Below are 19,418 nucleotides of genomic sequence, written 5' to 3' on the forward strand. Positions count from 1 at the left end.
ACCCCTAAGGACACCGACATGGCCATCGACAACATCCGGGCCTACTCCCACCTGACCGACGAGGACATCGCCGAGATCGGGCGTCGTCTCGACGCCATCAAGGCCGAGATCGAGGCGGACCTGGGCGAGGACGACGTCCGGTACATCAAGGGACTGATCCGGTTCCAACGCTCACTCGAGATCGCCGGCCGGGCGACACTGCTGTTCAGCCACAAGAAACCACTGTGGTGGGCAGGCAGCGGAATGCTAGCGGTCTCCAAGATCCTCGAGAACATGGAGATCGGGCACAACGTCATCCACGGACAGTGGGACTGGATGAACGACCCCGAGATCCACTCCACCACCTGGGAATGGGACATGACCTGCCCGTCCTCCCAGTGGATGCACTCCCACAACTACGTCCACCACAAGTACACCAACATCATCGGCATGGACAACGACGTGGGATACGGCATCCTGCGGGTTACCCGTGACCGCAGGTGGACCCCGCAGCACGCGTTCCAGCCGCTCACCAACGTCGTGCTGGCGTCTCTGTTCCAGTGGGCCATCGCCTTCTACGACGTGGAACTCGGCCGCTACTTCGCGGGCAAGCAGGGCTGGGACGAGACGAAGGTCCGCTTCTGGGAGGCGGTGCACAAGTCGAAGCGCCAGGTGATCAAGGACTACGTCCTGTTCCCGGCGCTGTCCGGGCCGAACTACGTGCACACGGTCACCGCGAACGCGTTCGCCAACTGGATCCGCAGCGTGTGGGCGTACCTGGTGATCTTCTGCGGGCACTTCCCCGACGAGACGGAGACGTTCACCAAGGAGCAGTACGCCACGGAGGACCACAACGAGTGGTACCTGCGGCAGATGCTCGGCTCGGCGAACTTCAAGGGCGGGAAACTGCTCACGATCCTCTCCGGCAACCTGAACTACCAGATCGAGCACCACCTGTTCCCGGACATGCCGTCGAACCGGCTCGCCGACGTCGGCAAGCGGGTGGAGGACATCGCGCGGGAGTTCGAACTGCCGTACAACACCGACTCCTTCCCGATGCAGCTGATCAAGGTGCAGAAGACGCTGCTGAAGCTGACGCTGCCGAACAAGTACCTCGCGGCGGATCCGGACAACGCTCCGGAGGTGCGCTCGAACGCGGCGTTCACCAAGTACCCCGAGGTGGAGGAGAAGCTGCACGTCGGCGCCGCCGCGGACGGTGTCCGCAAGGGCCTGCGCACCGGTCTGAGGATGCTGGAGAAGCTCCGTCCCACCGTGGTCGAGGGCATCCGGGGACTCACCGGCCGCAGCCCCTACCACACCCCCGTGGAGAAGACCCGCAGCTGACCGGCCCGTCAGGGTCCCCACCACGCCCGCCCCTCCCCGTGCCGCACCCGGGGAAGGGCGTGCGTCCGCGTGCCACCCGGATCAGGGCCTGATGTCGGCCTCGGCGGTCCACGCGGTGTAGGTGAAGGGGAGCTGGCGCTGGTCCTTGTCGACGATGACGCCCCACACGCGCACGGCGAGGGCCGCCGTGATGACGGCGATGAACATCGCCAGGTACCCCTGGGCGGCGAGGTCGGTGAACTCGACCGCGGCGATCATGCCGAACATCGGTGCCGCCATCGTCGTAGACAGGAACGCCCCCGCCCCGAGGAGGGCGAACGCCGCGACGGGAACACCGGGGAAGAACGGCTGGCAGAGGATCCCGATGACACCACCGGTCAGCGCCCCGAGAGCGAAGGCCGGGGTGAGGGTACCGCCGACGGTCCCGGCACGGAAACACGCGAGGATCATCACGCCACGGGCGATACCGAGGAGAATCAGGACACCGATGGGCAGGCCGGTGGTGAACATGGTCTCCGCGGCCCAGCGCCCGTTCGCCGACACACCGGGCAGGAAGTAGGCGGCGATCGCGCAGAGGGTGAACACGAAGGGCATCTCCCAGAGGATGTTCGCGTCCCGGGGCCGCAAGGCGGCCGCCTTGCGGGCGAGGATGCCGAACCAGTGTCCGGAGATCCCGGAGACGATGCCGACGAGCACGGCGGCGAGAAGCATGTCGGGGTGCTCGTTGAGCGGCACCGAATGGTAGATCGGGTGCGGGTCGACGAAGATTCCGGTGGTGGCCACGGCGGTCGCTGACGCGAGCATCGTGGAAACCACCGTGCGGGTCGACATCTCGACGAGCAGGAGCTCCAGGGCGAACAGCGCCCCTGCGAGAGGGAGATGGAAGCTGGCGGCCAGGCCCGCACCGGCGGCCGACGCCACGAGGATCCGGCGGGCTCCGGCGTCGATGGACAGCGCCGTCGCGAGCCGGGATGCGACCATACCGCCCATCAGGCGCGGGGCGTTCTCCCGACCGACGGGGGCGCCGGCGGCGACCGAGACGACCTGGGTGAAGGCGGAGAGGGCGGTCTCGAACAGCGGCATCGGGGTGCCGTGCATCGCCCCGGGTACCGAGACCGCGGGCCGGCCGAAGCGTTCGAGCAGGTACCAGATCCAGGAGGTGACGACGCCGACGCAGATCAGCGTCACGGCGAGCCGCTCGGGGGAGACGTTGCTGCCCGGGTCCAGGACGATGAGGTGGTGGGCGCCGTAGATCCACTGCTCGGTGGCCACGATGAGGCGGTTGCCCATCGCGACGAGCAACCCGGTGAGTGCACCGGCGACGATCGCCAGGACCGCCAGACGGTTCAGTGGCGTCACGGTCATCGGTGGGCGGGCCACCGGATTGGCGCCACCGGTGGGTTCGTTGTGGTGGGAGTCCCGGTCGTGGTGGGCGTCGGTGAGTTGCCGCTCGGTCAACGGGCTACCCTGCTTGTCCTGTTCGCGGGAGTGCCCGCTACCTACCCACCAGCCCATGTCCTACCCCTGCCGGTCCCAGTCGTCGTTGCTGCGGAGTGCCTCGAGAAGGCTGCGCACCGCGGTCACGCGGCGCGCACTCGCCCCCTCGAGGGTATCGAGTGCGCATTCCGGATCAGCGGGCGGCCCCGAGTGCGTGCAACCCCGCGGGCAGTCGGCGACGGCTGCCGCGAGATCCTCGAAGACTCCGACGACCCGATCTGCGTCGACGTGCGCGAGGCCGAAGGAGCGGATACCGGGTGTGTCGATGATCCACCCACCGTGCGGCAGGGGGAGTGCGACCGACTGGGTTGAGGTGTGCCGTCCCTTCCCCACACCGGACACCACGCCGGTCGCCCGGTCGGCGTCGGGCACGAGGCGATTCACCAGTGTCGATTTGCCGACCCCGGAATGCCCGATCAGGGCGGTCACCGAGTGGTCGACGATCTCCCTGACCGGATCCAGCGGATCATCGATGCCGCAGACCACGACGGGGACGTCCAGGTCGCGGAACTCCGCGGCGAACTCCGCCGGATCCGCGAGATCCGACTTGGTGAGGCACAGGATGGGCTTCAGCCCGCCGACGAATGCCGCGACGAGGGCGCGTTCGACGAACCCGGAACGCGGCGGGGGATCGGCGACGGCGGAGACGATGAGCAGCTGCCGGGCGTTGCCCACAACGATGCGTTCGTACGGGTCGGTGTCGTCGGCGGTCCGGCGGAGCACGCTGGTGCGGTCCTCGAGGCGCACTATCCGGGCCAGTGTCCCCGGGGCGCCGGAGGTGTCCCCGACGACCCCGACGCGGTCACCGACCACGATGGCCGTCCGGCCGAGCTCCCGGGCCCGCATGCACACCAGGGGATCGGAGCGTGGGTCCGTGCCGTCGAGGATGACCCCCCACCGGCCGCGGTCCTTGCTGACGACCATCCCGAACTCGGCGTCATCGTGGGTGGGGCGCTCCTTCGTCCGGGGGCGCGTCCCCCTGCGGGGAGGGCGGACCCGGACGTCGGATTCGTCCCAGTCGCGGCGTGCTCTACCCACGCTCGGACGCCTCCTCGTCCGGTGCGAGCATCTCCGCCCACATCCGTTCGAAGCCCGGGAGGGTCTTACCGGTGGTCGCGATGTCGACGACCTCGACGCCAGGAACCGCGAGCCCCAGGATCGCACCCGCTGTGGCCATGCGGTGATCGTGGTGCGACTCCCACACCCCGCCGTGCAGCGCGGACCTTCCGACCGGTTGAATACGCAGTCCGTCCTCCAACTCGGTGCAGTCGCCGCCGAGTGAGTTGAGTCCGTCGGACAGGGCCTTCAGGCGGTCCGTCTCGTGGCCGCGCAGGTGCGCGATGCCGGTGAGCTCGGAGGGGGAGTCCGCCAGGGCGGCCAGTGCCGCGACCGTCGGGGTGAGCTCGCCGATGTCCCCGAGATCACGGGAGATGCCGTGCAGGACGCCGTCGGCCGGGCCGGTGACGGTCAGCGAGGAGTGGCCGGTCTGCGGGTCGGCGGAGATCTCCACCGCGCAGCCCATCTCGGCGAGGATCCCGCGGATGGCGTCACCGGCCTGGGTTGTGTGGGTGGGCCAGTCGTGGATACGGACCCGCCCGCCGGTCACAGCGGCGGCGGCGAGGAACGGGGTGGCGTTCGACAGGTCCGGTTCGACGAGCCAGGCGCGGGCACCGACGGGACCCGGGTGGACGGTCCACTGGTTCGCGGCCGAGCAGTCGACGCTGACCCCGGCCTCGCGGAGCATCGCGACGGTCATCTCGATGTGGGGTTGACTCGGGAGCCGGTCGCCCGTGTGCCGGACGGTGATCCCCTCGCCGAACCGGGCCCCCGCCAGCAGCAGCCCGGAGACGAACTGACTCGACGCCGATGCGTCGATGTCCACGGTGCCGCCCCGCGGGGTGGCGGAGGCGGTGACGGTGAAGGGCAGCCGGTCGCCGGTGACCTCCACACCGAGCTCGCGGAGGGCGTCCAGGATGGTGGACATGGGGCGTTTGCGGGCCTGCGGGTCACCGTCGAAGTGAACCGGGGCGCCGGCGAGCGCGGCGACCGGGGGGACGAAACGCATGACCGTGCCGGCCAGACCGCAGTCGACCTCGCCGCCACCGAGCTGGCCGGGATCGACCGACAGCGTCGTGCCGTCGTCATCGGACGGCGTGACGGTGACGCCCATGCCGCGCAGCGCGTTGATCATCAGCTCCGTGTCCCGGGAGCGCAGCGCGCCCCGGATCGTGGAGGGGCCGTCGGCCAGTGCCGTGAGCACCAGCGCGCGGTTCGTGATGGACTTCGAACCGGGGACCGTGACCTCGCAGTCGACGGGGGCGGATGCGACGGGGGCGGACCACAGGGGTGGATCAGAGTGCTTCAGTGAATTCACTCCTCCATGATAGGGAATATGTGCGGCCGTTTTGTCCTGTTCACCACATCCGAAGCGCTGATCGACGCCGCGACCGCGCTGCCCGGGGTGCGTTCGGTCGCTGCGCCCCTGGGAACACCCCCGCCGCGGTACAACATCGCCCCCACACAGATCATCCCGGTACTGCGCCGGGTCGGGCGCGTCCCGGAGGGCGCCGAGCCGGACCTGGAGATCTCACCCGCGCGCTGGGGTCTGCTGCCGTCCTGGAAAAGGGATGAGGGAGGGCCGGTGCTGTTCAACGCCCGCGCCGAGACCGTACCGGACAAGCCCTCGTTCCGGGACGCGTTCGTCCGCGGCAGGTGTGCGATCCCGCTCAACGGGTGGTACGAGTGGCGGGAGAAGCGGCCGTACTACGTGCACCCGGCGGACGGGGAGCCGGTGATGTGGATCGCCGGACTCCGGGACACCGGCCTGGACACCGTCTCCGGCACGATCATCACGACCACCCCGGTCGGGGAACAGCTGACCCGGCTGCATGACCGCATGCCGAGGATCCTCGCTCCCGACGAGGTGACGACGTGGATCTGTGGTGATGTGGAGCAGGCCCGCGGGCTACTGCGTCCCGCCCGGGAACTTCTCGTGTCGCGGCTTGCGCTGCGGGAGGTTGACCGCGCGGTGGGCAACGCGCGCAACGAGGGGCCGCGGTTGATCGACGACATCGGTCGGATCACCGGTTGACGGACGTCGTCGCGCACCGCGACCGGTGAAGAGTCGCCGCGCAGGCGAGTACGGCGACCAGCAGCACCGCACCCACCGCCCCGTAAGTCACCGTGAACGCTGTCCCGGAATCCGTGGCCCCGGCGATCCGGACGAAGACGGAACCGAGGGCGGCCGAGCCCGTGACGAGGCCGATGTTGCGTGCCGACCCGAGGACCCCGGCGGCGGTGCCTCTGCGGCTCCCGGGCACGGACTCCAGTACGGTCATGTTGTTCGCCGCCATGAACAGCTGGTACCCCGGAGCGAGGAGAACCGTGTCCGCGACGTGACCGGGAACCCCGAGCCACGGTCCGCCGACCGCGAGAACCGTCACCGCGACGCCCATCCACGCCAGCCCCGGCACCGTCAACCCCGGGGCTGTGTCTCCGGTGACGAATCTCCCGGTGATCACACCCGCGACCACCGACGTCAGGGGACCGAGAGCCATGATCAGACCGATGACCCGTGGCGTGAGACCGTGTGCGGCGGAGAGACGGAACGGGCCGATGAACAGGGGCTCATCATCACCGCGCCCACGACGACCATGAGGGTCACGGCGCGCCGTACAGCCGATGATCCGAGCGACCACTCCGGTGGAAGGGGCCGTGGATCCCGGCCCTCGATCCGGTGGAGCACGACCGGAGCAGCCACCGCCACCGTGAGCAGGCCGACAGTTCGCGCCGGAGAACCCCGGCCCCGCCGCATGCCGTCGCTTACGCGAGGGCCTCGACCATGAGCAGCGCCGCGCCCGCGACATCCGGGCGGCGGCGATGTCGCCCGACCGGATGCGTCCCACCGGTACCGCCACGCGTCGCGCGGAGCGGCACGGCGGTGGACAGACAGACACGCCAGCATCCGGAAGACGGCCCGACAACCGGTCGCATCCACGAGGACACGAGCCAGGACCGGACCGGCGGCGGTTCCCACGGCAGTCGCCGAACCGTGCGGTCCCAGCCCGGAACCGGATCGTCGTGCCGTGAGCAGATCCCGGACGGCGGCGACCGGGAGTACCGCGAGCGCCGCGCCCGCGGCGCCCCGGATCGCTCGCACGGCGATGAGAACGCCCGGCGAGGGGGTAAGGGCACACAGTGCCGCTGTGACGGTGAACAGGATCACCGCACCGAGCAGCACGCGATCCCGACCGAGAATCCCACCGAGACACCGGAACACCGGCCCCATGGTCGTCATCCCCCGGAGGAAAGCGGTGACGAGCCACCGCGCGGTTCCCGGATCGCCACCGGACCAGACGGCGACGGCGGGCAGGACCACGGGTACCGCGCTCACACCGATCTGGGCGGTCGTCGCGCACCAGGCCAGGGCCATGAGCCGCAGCGATCGGGTCGTGCGGGAATCCGTGAACATGCCTCCACACTGGTTGCCCGGAGCCGTACCGGACAACGGGTGTTGCCGAAACCGGGAAATCCTGCTGTGCTGGGTGGATGACGTCGACCGCAGCCGGAACCGCACGCATCCTGGAGGAGCTCGGCCCGCGGTTGCGGAGCGTCCGTGAACAGCGCGGCCTGACGCTGGACGCTGTCGTCCGGAAGACGGGAGTATCGACGAGCACCCTCTCCCGGCTGGAGAACGGGCGGCGCCGCCCGAGCCTCGACCTGCTCCTGCCGCTGGCCCTCGTCCACCGGGTCGACCCGGACACCCTCGTCGGTGGGCAGGGAACCGGGGAGCACCGTATCCGGATGCGACCCAGAGTGATCCGGAGCCGGGTTGTCGTCCCGCTGACCGGACGGACGGCGGGTGCCCACATCCGGAAGATCACCGTCCGCCCCGACGGATCCGTGTCTGAGCTACGCACCATCCGGGCCGTGCGTGGATGTACGTGTTCTCCGGGCGGCTGCGCCTGATCGTCGGCGAGGATGACGTCGTTCCCGAACGACGCGGGTGCGCCGAGTTCGACACGACGACCCGGCACCGGTTCGGCGGCGACGGGGCCTCGGGTGCGGAGATCATCACCGTCTTCGGTCCCCTCGGATTCGCTCCGCACCTCCGGTACGGCGGAGAACCGGACTGAGGGCGGTCTCAGTCCCGGGCCCAGATCCTCCCGTCCTCGTCCCACGACCAGCGCACCGGGTCACCGACCTCCACATCGGTCAGCCAGTAGGTCTCGCCGGGGTTCCAGCCGGCGATCACGGACGCTGTCCCGGCGTCCACGTCGATGGCTCTACCGGCGGCCGCCAGATATCCGAGATGGGTCAGGTGCACGGCGTCGTGGTGCTCCGCGACGGCGGCCCAGTCCGGGATCACCCACCGTCCCCGACGCCCCGTGGTGCGGTGCCAGTCGTGGTAGCGCTGCCGGGTGACCTCGACAGGGAACCGCCGGCAGAGATCCGCCCACGAGTCGGCACCGGTGATCTCGAGGATCCTGGCATCTCCCGGGACGTCGATCCGGCGCGTCTCCCGGGGCCCGAGGTCGAAGGAGTCCTCCTCGAACCAGAGAGCGGAGGGAGCACCGTCCGGGAGCGGGGCCGTGGTGGCCGGTGCCCCCATCGGAGAAGACCACCAGATCCCCGACACCTCTTTCTCCGGATCGAATGTCGCCGCCGCAGCGGCCTCCCGGGCGATCAGTCCGTCACGTTCCGCGGTGAGTCGTTTCCCGACCCCCGATGTCAGAGCTGTGTAGCCCCGCACCGACAGCGTCCACTGCCGCTCCGGATCGAACGGGGCCGTGAGGACGTCCATCAGTGGGGAGTCGGTGAGTTCCCCGGCGATCCGGAGCAGTGGTCCGCGCATCTCCGGGGCTGCCGCGAGGATCTGGGCACCGTACGGTTCCTGCCAGTAGGCGGCGTTGTCGACGGAGCAGGCCAGTGCGTCGCGCAGCACGGGCCACGTGATCTCCGCGAGTTCCACATCCCGGAATGCGGCGGCGATGTCCCCGACATCAACGACGTCAGGGAGGCGGCCACCGGCACTGCAGTCGTGGGAAACCGGTTTTCCCGGCGACGGGGAGGAAGATGGGAAGTAGATGGTCCCCACCCCGGATTCGACGTCGAGAGTCGTCGCCGCCCTGTGAAACAGGTTCAAAGGACCTGACGGGCCCGTGTCGTCCTCCAGATTCAGCAGGAGGTCCCGGCCCCGAGGGCCGGAGACGAGCTGTTCAGCGGGATTCATGGTGGTTCCTTATCGGTCCTCTCCGACCGGGGTTCCCGGGTCCCGGACCCGGTGGAGTCGGGATGGTCAGTGTGCTCCCGGTGCCGCGACCGCGGCGAACCGTGCGCCGGTCACCGCCGCGAGATCATCGGGGGTGAGCTGGACGTCCAGGCCCCGGCGCCCACCGGAGACCAGGATCTCGCCGAACTCCAGCGCGGAGGAATCGATGACGGTGGGCAGGGCATTCTTCTGGCCGACGGGAGAGATCCCGCCGGTGACGTAGCCGGAGGATCGCTCGGCGTCGCGCGGCTCGGCCATGCAGACCTTCGGCACATCGAACGCGCGCGCGGCGGCCTTGAGATTGACGTGGCCGGTCACCGGGACACACACCACCCCGAGCCTTCGTTTCGGCCCCGATCCGGCGGTCAGGTCCACCACCAGGGTCTTGAACAGCTGCCTCTCGTCGATCCCGAGGGGACCGCACAGCTCGGCCGCGGCCTGCGCCCCGAAATGGTCGTGACCGGACTCGAAGGTGTGCACCGTGTGGTTCACCCCCGCCTCGTTCAGCACCACGAGGGCGGCCGTTCCTGCGCCGGATGATTTCGACCTACGCTTCGACATACAGCCAGTATTACGCGCGGGAGCAGTGTTTTTCTACAATGGGGGAGATGTGCGCGTCGCTGTGCGGCGCGCTTGCCGGACGCCGAGCCCCGCCCCACACCCGCGGGTGGGAGGGCGTCGACAAGCAGAGGGAAGGGACGCGACGCCAATGCCGGACACGAAGACCGGTGCCGCCGAGCAGGCGGCCAGATTCGAGAAGGAGGCACTGCCCCTGCTCGATCAGCTCTACGGCGGTGCCCTGCGGATGACCCGCAACCCCGCCGACGCGGAGGACCTGGTCCAGGAGACCTACATGAAGGCCTTCCAGAAGTTCGGTTCCTTCACCCCGGGAACGAACCTCAAGGCCTGGTTGTACCGCATCATGACCAACACCTACATCAACTCCTACCGGAAGGCACAGCGTCAGCCCTCGCAGCTGCCCACCGAGGAGATCACCGATCACCAGCTGGTCGAGACGTCCTCGCACACCTCGGCGGGCCTGGCGTCGGCGGAGGTCGAGGCGTTGAAGAAGCTGCCGGACGTGCAGATCACCGACGCGTTGAACCAGCTTCCCGAGGACTACCGCATGGTCGTGTTCTACGCCGATGTGGAGGGGCTCGCCTACAAGGAGATCGCCGAGATCATGGACACCCCGATCGGTACCGTGATGAGCCGCCTGCACCGTGGAAGAAAACAGCTCCGCGGATTGTTGAAGGATGTGGCGCGCGAACAGGGCATCGGCCTGAACCACCCGGATCTCGCGGGTGATCGGGGAGATGCGGCAGCGAAGAAGGCACGGAAGGGAGCGGGCGAATGACGCAGCGGGAGGAGAACGGCGGCCACATGCCGGACATGGCTGACTGCGGAGAGGTCTACGACTCGCTTTTCGAGTTTCTCGACGGTGAGGCCACGCCCGAGCGGCGTGCGGTCCTGCGCGCCCACATCGAGGCCTGCCCCGGCTGCTTCGCACAGCTCGGTATAGAGGAGGAGATCCGGGAGCTCATGCGTCGCTGCTGCTGCGCGCACGCGCCGGTGACGTTGCGGGAGAAGATCATTCTCCGGCTCCGTGTCGAGCGTTACCGGGGATGACGGATCCGGAGGTTCGCCGTCCCGTGTCCCGGGGTGAGAGGGTCAACGGATGAGAGGATCAAAGAGAAAGCCCCCCGCACGACGTGCGGGGGGCTTTCTTCGGGCCTTTTCCGGATCAGGAGTTGGGCCGCTTACCGTGGTTGGCCTTGTTCTTGCGACGGTCCTTACGCTTGCGTCCACGCTTGCTCATGGTTTCCTCCAGAAGGTATCGGGGTATGCCACGGCGGGGCCGCAGCATGACGGTCAGGGGTTTCCTGCCGGGAACTTACTGTGATCGTCACCGGGTGGTTCCGACGGATCGGTTCCTGTCCTGAGTGACAAATGTCGTTGATTATACGCAGTGGGGTGTGTGGCACGAAATATCCGGTACCCGCGGCCCTTCGATGAGGGACCGGGTACCGGATGCTTCGGTACTTCGGTGGGTTACCGGGCGGTGGCGCGGGTGCGGCTGCGGCCGCGGTTGCGGCGGCGCTTGAGGGCGCGGCGTTCGTCCTCGCTCATGCCGCCCCAGACCCCGGCGTCCTGGCCGGATTCGAGAGCCCAGGTGAGGCACTCGGAGGTGACGGGGCACCGGTTGCAGACGACCTTGGCGGTCGCGATCTGGGCCAGTGCGGGGCCGGAGTTTCCGACGGGGAAGAAAAGCTCGGGGTCCTCGTCGCGGCAGACTGCCTTGTGACGCCAATCCATGGGTGAATCTCCTTCAGAAGAATAAGTGATCTGTGTCAGACATTCGGCATGGCTGAACACCGTCCGGCAGCTGGTGTGCCGTGGTGTCGGGACGCTGGGCGGCGATCCGTCCGGGGTTCCGGTTCGCCGGTCGGGTCGGGTGCGGTCGTCCGCTCCCGGGGTATGCCCCGGCATCATGCCAGAAAATGAACCCGGGTTTAACGCCGGGTGTCTGTGCTACTGCAAGATAATGACACGTACACATAGATGTCCGCTAGGGTTCTACCCATAAAAGTGACTAATATCACTCACTCTCATTGTCTGCAGGCGACACAACATCGATCACATCGGCGTAGGAACTGAGTTGCAGCCGCTTTGTTTTGCCCGCCGATTCACCGTCTACCTGCCATTTCAGTGGTCTTGGGGAAGTGAGTGTGAGCTTACTGATGTCGTCAACCCGGATCTCCCGCAGGTCCACCCGCAGTGGCCGCCAGATCCTGTTCCCTATTCCCGTGGCGTGCAGCAGGGCGACCAGGCCTCCGGGACCCTCTATGTCCCGGAGGGCATAGAGCGAGAGTCCCGCGTCTAGCTTCTGTTCCGGATTCGTCACCACGGGCACCGGACCCGCATAGATCCACGGGTTCGTGTTGGACACGACGAGGAAGGGGACCTCGCTGCCGGTCCGGAGTCCGCGGGACGAATGGGCCTCGTACGTGATGGCGGGGGGTCGTCGTCGGAGTCGTTGCCATGCGGTCGCGGTCACCGCAGCATAGCGCCACGGGGTCGCCGACTTGCCTGCGTCCCGGAGATCCTCCATGAGCGAAATGACGTTCGCGTCCAGTCCGAAGCCGGCGTTCACGCAGAACCAGCGGTCCTCGACGCGCCCGAGCGGTAGCCGCCGCCAGGTGTCGGAGGCAATGAGATCACGCACCCGCGCGGCGGCCTCGGCGGGTTCGTTGGGTAGCCCCAGCGCACGGGCGAAGACGTTCGCGGATCCCGTCGGGATGACCGCGACCCTCGGCAACTCGCCGGGGCTGAGACGGTTCTCCGGATCGGGACCGACCAGTCCGTTGATGACCTCGTTGACCGTCCCGTCGCCACCGACCACGATGACGAGATCGACGTCCCGGCGTGTAAGACCCGTGCAGATGTCCTCCGCGTGCCCCGGATACTGTGTGAACTCCGAGGTCAGGTCAGCCGCCGCCATCAGCGGTGCGACGATCTGCCGGGTGACCTGTGAGGTCAGGGCCGTCGAGTTGGGGTTGGAGAGCATCAAGGCACGCATGGCGTCGAGTGTAACCCGCGCACACGGAAGTCGGGCACCAACGCGGTAGGCTGGGAATTGTGACTGATTCATACCGCGACGTGCCCAGTTCCCGCACAGCGTCCCCGGAGACCACCGACCGGGCAGAAACCCAGACACCGCCGGCGGACATCCGTCGGGCGGGGGTACTCGGAATCTGCGAGTCACTCGTCGGGTTGGCGTACGCGGTGTTCCTCATCTTCCGGGAAATCACCGGACAACACGACTACGGCACCGTCTCCGCGGACGGAAGCGAGAACACCTTCGTCGGCTACGGAACAGCCGCCTTCTTCATCGCTGTGTTCGGGACCGTGGCCGCCGCGGGTTTCGCACTCCGCCGGGGGCGGCGCTGGGGCAGGGGGCCGGTCGTCATTCTCCAGATGCTCCTGCTGCCGGTCTCCTGGTACATCGCTTCCGCGGGGCTCATCATTCCCGCGGTCATCGTCGGGGCGTGTTCGCTGTTCGGTCTCTACCTCACGTTCAACAGCAGATCGCTCGGCTGGGCCGCCGGCGCATTCAGCTGACGAGCGCCACGACCTCCCCGCCGTCGCCCCGCTTCTCCACGAGGACATCGCCGACCAGTGACAGCGTCACCTGTCCCGTGTAGCCACCACGGTCCACCGGGATGACCCGTTCAACCTCCTCAGTGTCCCAGTTGGTCACCGCTATCCCCTCGGCCGTGGGGTAGAGCAGCCGGTCGCCGACCGCCACACCCGTCCCCAGCGCATCCTGGAAATAGTGGTCGAGGGTCAGGGCCTCGGGTTTGAAGAGGTAGAGCCGCTCCCCGTCGAACCAGGTCAGATGATGCGGTAGATCCGCGACGACGGGGGAGAACAGCTCCCCGGCTGAATCGACCAGCGGTGACGGAGGCACCACCGCGACCCCGGTCTCGTTGCCGTCGAGGTTGAAACCGGTCATCCGCGGTTGCTCCCCGTCCGCCGAATCGCGGTAGACAACGGCACCACCCTCGCCGGCGGCGACGATCTCGGCCTTCGTGCCCCCCAGGAAAACCTGCGTCTTGATCTCCGGTTTCCGGGCGTCCTCCGGGACCCGTTCCTGCATCCGCAGCCAGTAACCCGCGCCCTGGCCCTCGGTCGGGGGACAGTACTCGACCACAGAGAGGAGGTCTTTACGGGTCAGCGCGGAACTGACGGTGCACTCCTCATTCGGCTGCATCGTGGGCTCCTGCTTCGCCTCCACATCGCCGTACTCGACGGTGCGCACGAGATCGTTGCGCCAGAGTTCCACCCGGTCCCGGGAGACGATGCCCACGGCGTCGTTCGAGCGGATCGGCACCGTCTCCTCCGAAGCGATGGCGGACCTGGCGGCACGGTACTCTCCGGTGGCGGCGTCCAGCCCGATCACGTCCCCGCACCCGACACCGGTCCGGTACGCGACGTACACCCGGTCGAAGGCGGAACCCACTGAGCAGATCTCGTGGTTGTCGCGGTGGTAGGACCAGATGGTCTCACCGTTCGCGGGGGCGGTGGCCGTCAGGGTGCCGCCCTCCGCGGTGAACACGAGTCCGGCCGCGGACTGGACCTGGGGTTGGCCGGGGACGGCGGAGTCGGCGGCCCGCCACGCCTCGTGCACCTGCGCGGGCGCGGTGGCGGGTGCCTCCGCCGCGACGTGCGGTCGGGTGGCGGTCTCCAGGTCCGCCGCGCGGTTCTCCGAGGTCAACCACACGGTACCGACGCCGAGGACGGCGGCCGCGGTGATCACGCCGGTGGCGATGAGATCCCTGCGGCTGCGGTGCAGCACGACCGCGTGTTTCCCGGGTTCTTCGGTGGAGGTACCGTTCATCGATTCCCACCCCGCCCACCGCGGGAGGCGGCACCACGGTCACGGTGGTGGGAACCGCCACCCGATGGGCGGTCACGGTGCGGTCTGCGGCTGCCCGCGCGGGCTCCGGCGGGACGGGTCACGGAGGGGCCACCGAAGACCTTGCGGGCCGGGCCGACACTCTCCCCGGCACCCTCCGGAATGTCGAGGGCCTCGTAGAGCTCCGGTGAGGTGGAGAACCATGCGGGAGGCTCGGGCTGACCGAGATCGAGTTCCTTGTTGATCAGCTCCCACTTCACGAGTTCGTCGTAGCCGACCAGTGTGATCGCGATACCGGTGTGCCCCGCGCGGCCGGTCCGGCCGATGCGGTGGACGTAGGTCATCTCGTCGTCCGGGGTCTGGTAGTTGATCACGTGGGTGACGTCGTCGATGTCGATACCGCGGGCCGCGACATCCGTGGCGACGAGGATCTCCACGGTTCCCTCACGGAACGCGTTGAGTGACTTCTCCCGGGCCGGCTGGCCCATGTCCCCGTGCACCGCACCGACGGCGAAACCCTTTGCGGCGAGATCCTCGGCGATCGTGGCGCAGCTGCGCTTCGTCCGGGCGAAGATGATCGTGCGCCCCCGGCCCCGGCTCTGGAGCACCCGGGACAGTACCGCCGTCTTGTCCATCCGGTGAGCCTGGAACACGACCTGGCGCGTGCTCGCGTGGGTCGCCGCTGCCCCGACCTCCTCCGCCCGGATGTGCACCGGGCGGTCCATGAAGGTGCGGGCCAGGGCGATGATCGGCCCCGGCATCGTCGCCGAGAACAACATCGTCTGGTGCTTGTGGGTCAGCGCCTTAAGCAGCTTCTCGATGTCCGGGAGGAAACCGAGGTCCAGCATCTCGTCGGCCTCGTCGAGCACGAGGACCGCGACGTGATCGAGCTTCAGGCAGCCACGGTTGTACAGGTCGATCAGGCGGCCGGGGGTGCCCACGACCACGTCGATGCCGGCCTCGAGGGCCTCGATCTGCTCGTCGTAGGGCCGGCCACCGTAGATGGTCAGTATGCGTACGGGCAGATTCGTCGCGGCGCTCCGGAGGTCCTCACCCACCTGGACCGCCAGCTCCCTGGTGGGGGTGACCACGAGGGCCCGCGGGGTCCCGTCGAGTTCCTCGACATCGGCGTCATCGAAGACCCTGTCGAGGAGGGGGACGCCGAAACCCATCGTCTTGCCCATGCCGGTGCGCGCCTGCCCGATGAGGTCCTTTCCGGCGAGCGCGAGCGGTAGCGTCAGCTCCTGGATGGCGAAGGTCCGGACCATGCCGGCGTTCGCCAGAGCATCGGTGATCTCCTTGGCGACGCCGAGTTCGGCGAACGTTGGCTTCAGCTTCTGTTCAGACACCCCTTCATAGTATCCACGTTGACGCCCGCTAGACACCCCGGTGTCCGCCCGGGACCAACCCCACCCTCTCCCGGGGTGGTCCCGGTGTCCGGTGCCCGCGGCCCGATCCCGTCCCGGTATCCCGCCCGGCCGGGGACGGGCCCGCATGTGCGTACGCCTCACCGTGCGCGTAGGCTCCCCGGTGAAAACCCTTAACCTTTGCGCCCTCCCGCCGGACACCCCCGGGTCGATCCGGCGGATCCGTGGGCCCGATGAAAATCTGAACGAACCCGAGGAGACACGACGTGGACATCAAGATCGGTTTTTCCGACACCGCCCGCGAAGTAGTGGTCAGCAGCAACGAGGATCAGGAGGCCATCGTCAAGCAGGTCGCCGACGCCCTGGCCGATGACGCGGGGGTGCTCCGGCTCACCGACGACAAGGGGCGGGTCGTTCTCGCGCGCAACAACCGAATCGCCTACGTCGAGGTCGGGACCACGACGTCGCGCCCCGTGGGCTTCCTGCACTGACCGACTGACGCCGGGCCGGTCGGCACCGCCGGGTACGGCCACCCCCCCGCAACTGGAGAGACCTGAAGAGACGTGGAACCGATGCTTGTACGCTTCGCCCGGGAATACGGTTGGCGTGCCTACGCGATTCCGGTGCTCATCGTGATCACCGTCTGGGTTCTGGTCAGCATCTTCACCACCGACGCGCAGGAGGCGGACACCTTGCGCGCCGCCTCCACGAACACCGGCGCGTCCGCTCCGGGCACCCCGGACACATCCGCCGGTGAAGCGCCCGCCGCCGATCCCGGGCTCGGTGGCGGACCGAACCCCGTGGACGCCGTCCGACCCGAACTGCCCAACGGAGAACTCCCGCCAGGTGCCCCCTTCATGGAGAAGGGCACCGGGGAGTTCCGCACCGTCGGCTACGCGGGCCCTCCGATCGGTAGGGGGGAAAAGACATTCACCTATGTCGTCGAGGTCGAGGAAGGCGTGGACGGTTCGGTCTACGGGGGAGACGACGCCGTCGCGGCGATGGTAGACGCGACCCTCGCCGACCCGCGGGGATGGAGTGCTGACCCGCGTTTCGCGTTCCAGCACATCGACGGCAATGATCCCCGCACCCCGGATCTCCGGATCCAGCTGACCTCGGTCGGCACCACACACGAACTGTGCGGACACTCCCTCGAGATGGAGACCAGCTGTTTCTACTCCGACGGCAACAGGGTGCTGCTCAACGAGTCCCGCTGGATCCGCGGCGCACTGCCCTTCGGCGGGGATCTCGGTTCCTACCGCCAGTACCTCATCAATCACGAGGTCGGGCACGGCATCGGTTTCGCCGCGCACGAACCCTGCGGCGGTGACGGTGAACTGGCACCGGTGATGATGCAGCAGACCCTGTCGCTGTCCAACTCCGTCCTCGCCGGGATCAGCCCGAGAGAGGTCTACCCCGATGACGGTGCGGTGTGCCGCTACAACCCCTGGCCCTACCCGCATGCCTGACACCACGCTCCCCGTACGGCCGGTCGAACTGCCCGAAGGTGCCGTCGAGCGGTACGCCCGGCACCTGAGCTTGCCGGGAATCGGGCTCGTCGGGCAGCAGCGTCTCGCCGGCGCCAGGGTCCTGTGCGTCGGTGCCGGTGGTCTGGGGTCCCCGGTGCTCCAGTACCTCGCCGCCGCGGGCGTCGGGATGCTCGGGGTCGTCGACAATGACGTCGTCGACCTGAGCAACCTGCAACGCCAGATCATCCACCCCGTCGCCGCCGTCGGAACATCCAAGGTGCACTCGGCCGCCGAGTTCATCACGAACCTCAATCCACTGGTCACCGTACGCACCTTCGACACGAGGCTGACCCGGGACACGATCGGGGCGGTCCTCGGTGCGCTGAACCCGCACATCGTCGTCGACGGCTCCGACAACTTCGCCACCCGCTACCTGGTGGCCGACACGTGCGCCGACCGGGCCATCCCACTGGTCTGGGGATCGATCAGCCGGTTCTCCGGTCAGGTGTCCGTGTTCGCCGACGGACACACGCTCCGCGACCTCTACCCCGAACCGCCTGCGCCCGGAACGGTGCCCACCTGTGCCGAGGGTGGGGTGTTCGGGGTGCTGCCCGGAGTCGTCGGCACGATCATGGCCACCGAGGTGATCAAGCTCGTCACCGGGACGGGCACCCCGCTGGTCGGCCGACTGGCGCTCTGGGACGGTGCGGCCGCGAACATGCGCACCGTCCGCTTCGAGCCCCAGGCGGCCTCCGCGGACCTGCGCCACAAGAACCCGCAGGAACAGCAGGAGGTCTGCGCCCCTGTACCTGCCGTCACCCCGGACGGGATCCGCGAGACCCCGGTGACCCGGTGGCCCGAACTGGCCGGAAGTGGTGTCCGACTCGTCGACGTGCGGGAACCCCACGAATGGGCCGGCGGCGTCCTCGGTGACCCGCTCCGGCTGCCACTCAGCACCCTGAAGGCCGGTGCCCTCGGGTCCCTGGACGATCTGCCCCGGGACACACCGCTGGCCGTCTACTGCGCCGCCGGTGTCCGCTCCCGGGCGGCGGCCCTACTGCTCGACCGCGCGGGATTCACGGATGTCGTGTCCCTGTCCGGCGGCATCAACGGCTGGTGGCTGAGGCGGTGAGTAGCCGGTGAACCGCCACTTCCGTTCCCGTTGCCCCGGGGCCGGGCGGTAACGTGGCGGACATGGACAACACCCCTCCGGAACTACCGGACTACGTGTGCGGCATCTTCCGCGCCTCCGACCGGTTCCCGCGGCCGCTCGGTCCCGTCTGGGACAACGGCTGGCTGGTGGACCAGACGGTGATCAGCCGCGTCCTCGATCCCGTCGCCGCGAGCTGGTCGGCCAAGGTCCGGGAACAGCTCCGTCCCGACGGTATCCGGCCCGCGCGGCCCGTACGGTCGACCGACGGCCGCTACGTCGTGTCCGGCTGGCGTGCCTCCACCTTCATCGAAGGCGAACCGGCCGCCAGAGTCGATGAGACGGTCGCCGCGGCACTGCGGCTGGCGGACGCCCTCGCGGCGCTGCCGGTTCCCGAGCACCTCACCGCCCCCGTGGGTGCCCCGGACGGTGTCACCGACCTGTTCGCGGTCGCGGACCGGGCCGCCTGGTCCGCTGACCCGGCCTCCGTCCTCACCCCTGCCCTCGGGCTGGACGCCACGGCCAGTGAGACCCAGCGCGCCGGAATGACGATGGCCGCACTGGTCACCAGGAGTCTCGAACCGGTCGGTGGCACCCGTCAGGTCGGACACGCGGACATGTACGCGACGACGCTGTTCTCCGGGGATCTCCCCCCGGTGGTCACCGACATCGTCGGTGTCGCGCACCCGCACGGCTACACCGCCGCCCAGGTCATCGTCGACGCTCTCGTCGCGGGCGAGGTCGACGACGGCATCATCGCCCGTTACTCCCACCTGCCCGACATCGGGCAGCTGATGCGCCGCGCGCTGCTCTACCGGCTCTACCTGCACGCCCTGCTGGAGGACGCCGATCCGAACGCGAGTGCGAAACTCGCCCGGGTCGTCGAGCTCCTCCTGTCCGGCGTCACTGACACACTGTGACC

The 19,418-nt window shown here is 68.5% G+C and carries 23 protein-coding genes; 11 read left to right on the forward strand and 12 right to left on the reverse strand.

Going from position 1 to position 19,418, the window contains the following annotated elements; translation table 11 throughout:
• Positions 1 to 18: 18 nt before the first annotated feature.
• Complete coding sequence (locus JDV75_RS07450) at positions 19 to 1,323, forward strand: fatty acid desaturase family protein (RefSeq protein ID WP_198738630.1); 1,305 nt, start codon at positions 19 to 21, stop codon at positions 1,321 to 1,323.
• 81 nt (positions 1,324 to 1,404) lie between these two features.
• On the opposite strand, the gene JDV75_RS07455 is transcribed toward JDV75_RS07450, so the two are convergent.
• From JDV75_RS07455 to aroA, 3 genes are all read right to left on the reverse strand, one after another.
• The gene (locus JDV75_RS07455; protein ID WP_198738708.1) at positions 1,405 to 2,688 is read right to left on the reverse strand and encodes a chloride channel protein; all 1,284 of its coding nucleotides are present in this window, start codon (positions 2,686 to 2,688) and stop codon (positions 1,405 to 1,407) included.
• A 153-nt stretch (positions 2,689 to 2,841) separates the two neighbouring features.
• The gene (gene rsgA, locus JDV75_RS07460) at positions 2,842 to 3,858 is read right to left on the reverse strand and encodes a ribosome small subunit-dependent GTPase A (protein WP_198738631.1); all 1,017 of its coding nucleotides are present in this window, start codon (positions 3,856 to 3,858) and stop codon (positions 2,842 to 2,844) included.
• On the reverse strand, positions 3,851 to 5,194 hold the full coding sequence (gene aroA / locus JDV75_RS07465; protein ID WP_198738632.1) for a 3-phosphoshikimate 1-carboxyvinyltransferase: 1,344 nt from the start codon (positions 5,192 to 5,194) through the stop codon (positions 3,851 to 3,853). The genes rsgA and aroA overlap by 8 nt, the downstream gene beginning before the upstream one ends.
• A gap of 18 nt (positions 5,195 to 5,212) precedes the next feature.
• Between aroA and JDV75_RS07470 the strand changes: the two genes are divergently transcribed.
• Entirely contained in the window at positions 5,213 to 5,911 is a 699-nt protein-coding gene (locus JDV75_RS07470) for an SOS response-associated peptidase (RefSeq protein WP_198738633.1), read from the forward strand.
• On the opposite strand, the gene JDV75_RS07475 is transcribed toward JDV75_RS07470, so the two are convergent.
• Together JDV75_RS07475 and JDV75_RS07480 are read right to left on the reverse strand one after the other, a co-directional pair.
• Entirely contained in the window at positions 5,901 to 6,377 is a 477-nt protein-coding gene (locus tag JDV75_RS07475; protein WP_198738634.1) for an MFS transporter, read from the reverse strand. The two genes, JDV75_RS07470 and JDV75_RS07475, sit on opposite strands and share 11 nt — an antisense overlap.
• Before the next feature lie 2 nt (positions 6,378 to 6,379).
• Positions 6,380 to 7,291: an MFS transporter gene (locus JDV75_RS07480; protein ID WP_198738635.1), complete on the reverse strand. Its 912-nt coding sequence runs from the start codon at positions 7,289 to 7,291 to the stop codon at positions 6,380 to 6,382.
• Positions 7,292 to 7,368: 77 nt separating this feature from the next.
• Here JDV75_RS07480 and JDV75_RS07485 point away from each other — a divergent pair, with 77 nt between their 5' ends.
• Together JDV75_RS07485 and JDV75_RS07490 are read left to right on the forward strand one after the other, a co-directional pair.
• On the forward strand, positions 7,369 to 7,788 hold the full coding sequence (locus JDV75_RS07485; protein ID WP_198738636.1) for a helix-turn-helix domain-containing protein: 420 nt from the start codon (positions 7,369 to 7,371) through the stop codon (positions 7,786 to 7,788).
• A complete protein-coding gene (locus JDV75_RS07490) occupies positions 7,764 to 7,955 on the forward strand; it encodes a hypothetical protein (protein ID WP_198738637.1) in 192 nt (63 codons plus the stop codon). Before JDV75_RS07485 ends, JDV75_RS07490 begins: the two co-directional genes overlap by 25 nt.
• Positions 7,956 to 7,963: 8 nt before the next feature.
• Here JDV75_RS07490 and JDV75_RS07495 read toward each other — a convergent pair whose 3' ends face one another.
• Together JDV75_RS07495 and JDV75_RS07500 are read right to left on the reverse strand one after the other, a co-directional pair.
• Positions 7,964 to 9,052 carry a hypothetical protein gene (locus tag JDV75_RS07495; protein ID WP_198738638.1) on the reverse strand — a complete coding sequence of 363 codons (1,089 nt, stop codon included), beginning with the start codon at positions 9,050 to 9,052 and terminating at the stop codon, positions 7,964 to 7,966.
• 66 nt (positions 9,053 to 9,118) lie between these two features.
• On the reverse strand, positions 9,119 to 9,652 hold the full coding sequence (locus JDV75_RS07500; protein ID WP_198738639.1) for an aminoacyl-tRNA deacylase: 534 nt from the start codon (positions 9,650 to 9,652) through the stop codon (positions 9,119 to 9,121).
• A 148-nt stretch (positions 9,653 to 9,800) separates the two neighbouring features.
• Here JDV75_RS07500 and JDV75_RS07505 point away from each other — a divergent pair, with 148 nt between their 5' ends.
• On the forward strand, positions 9,801 to 10,448 hold the full coding sequence (locus tag JDV75_RS07505) for a sigma-70 family RNA polymerase sigma factor (RefSeq protein WP_198738640.1): 648 nt from the start codon (positions 9,801 to 9,803) through the stop codon (positions 10,446 to 10,448).
• Positions 10,445 to 10,720 carry a mycothiol system anti-sigma-R factor gene (rsrA, locus tag JDV75_RS07510; RefSeq protein WP_232958320.1) on the forward strand — a complete coding sequence of 92 codons (276 nt, stop codon included), beginning with the start codon at positions 10,445 to 10,447 and terminating at the stop codon, positions 10,718 to 10,720. Before JDV75_RS07505 ends, rsrA begins: the two co-directional genes overlap by 4 nt.
• 115 nt (positions 10,721 to 10,835) lie before the next feature.
• Here rsrA and JDV75_RS12330 read toward each other — a convergent pair whose 3' ends face one another.
• The 3 genes from JDV75_RS12330 to JDV75_RS07520 form a co-directional block, all read right to left on the reverse strand.
• A complete protein-coding gene (locus JDV75_RS12330) occupies positions 10,836 to 10,910 on the reverse strand; it encodes a 50S ribosomal protein bL37 (protein ID WP_014300525.1) in 75 nt (24 codons plus the stop codon).
• A 233-nt stretch (positions 10,911 to 11,143) separates the two neighbouring features.
• Positions 11,144 to 11,407, reverse strand: coding sequence for a WhiB family transcriptional regulator (locus tag JDV75_RS07515; protein ID WP_198738641.1), 264 nt, complete (start codon positions 11,405 to 11,407; stop codon positions 11,144 to 11,146).
• A 283-nt stretch (positions 11,408 to 11,690) separates the two neighbouring features.
• Positions 11,691 to 12,671: a diacylglycerol/lipid kinase family protein gene (locus JDV75_RS07520; protein ID WP_198738642.1), complete on the reverse strand. Its 981-nt coding sequence runs from the start codon at positions 12,669 to 12,671 to the stop codon at positions 11,691 to 11,693.
• 59 nt (positions 12,672 to 12,730) lie between these two features.
• Here JDV75_RS07520 and JDV75_RS07525 point away from each other — a divergent pair, with 59 nt between their 5' ends.
• Positions 12,731 to 13,213 (forward strand): hypothetical protein, encoded by a 483-nt coding sequence (locus JDV75_RS07525; protein WP_248095908.1) that lies wholly within the window; start codon positions 12,731 to 12,733, stop codon positions 13,211 to 13,213.
• On the opposite strand, the gene JDV75_RS07530 is transcribed toward JDV75_RS07525, so the two are convergent.
• Both JDV75_RS07530 and JDV75_RS07535 read right to left on the reverse strand, forming a co-directional pair.
• Positions 13,206 to 14,492: an Rv3212 family protein gene (locus JDV75_RS07530; RefSeq protein WP_198738643.1), complete on the reverse strand. Its 1,287-nt coding sequence runs from the start codon at positions 14,490 to 14,492 to the stop codon at positions 13,206 to 13,208. The genes JDV75_RS07525 and JDV75_RS07530 overlap by 8 nt on opposite strands.
• The gene (locus JDV75_RS07535; protein WP_198738644.1) at positions 14,489 to 15,859 is read right to left on the reverse strand and encodes a DEAD/DEAH box helicase; all 1,371 of its coding nucleotides are present in this window, start codon (positions 15,857 to 15,859) and stop codon (positions 14,489 to 14,491) included. Before JDV75_RS07535 ends, JDV75_RS07530 begins: the two co-directional genes overlap by 4 nt.
• Positions 15,860 to 16,143: 284 nt before the next feature.
• On the opposite strand from JDV75_RS07535, the gene JDV75_RS07540 reads away from it, so the two are divergent.
• From JDV75_RS07540 to JDV75_RS07555, 4 genes are all read left to right on the forward strand, one after another.
• Entirely contained in the window at positions 16,144 to 16,368 is a 225-nt protein-coding gene (locus JDV75_RS07540; protein ID WP_198738645.1) for a DUF3107 family protein, read from the forward strand.
• An 81-nt stretch (positions 16,369 to 16,449) separates the two neighbouring features.
• On the forward strand, positions 16,450 to 17,346 hold the full coding sequence (locus JDV75_RS07545; protein WP_198738646.1) for a DUF3152 domain-containing protein: 897 nt from the start codon (positions 16,450 to 16,452) through the stop codon (positions 17,344 to 17,346).
• The gene (locus JDV75_RS07550) at positions 17,339 to 18,478 is read left to right on the forward strand and encodes a ThiF family adenylyltransferase (protein WP_198738647.1); all 1,140 of its coding nucleotides are present in this window, start codon (positions 17,339 to 17,341) and stop codon (positions 18,476 to 18,478) included. Before JDV75_RS07545 ends, JDV75_RS07550 begins: the two co-directional genes overlap by 8 nt.
• A 62-nt stretch (positions 18,479 to 18,540) precedes the next feature.
• Positions 18,541 to 19,416 (forward strand): TIGR02569 family protein, encoded by an 876-nt coding sequence (locus JDV75_RS07555; protein ID WP_198738648.1) that lies wholly within the window; start codon positions 18,541 to 18,543, stop codon positions 19,414 to 19,416.
• Positions 19,417 to 19,418 lie beyond the last annotated feature (2 nt).

The organism is Corynebacterium meridianum, from assembly GCF_016342265.1.
Taxonomy (GTDB): Bacteria; Actinomycetota; Actinomycetes; order Mycobacteriales; family Mycobacteriaceae; genus Corynebacterium; species Corynebacterium meridianum.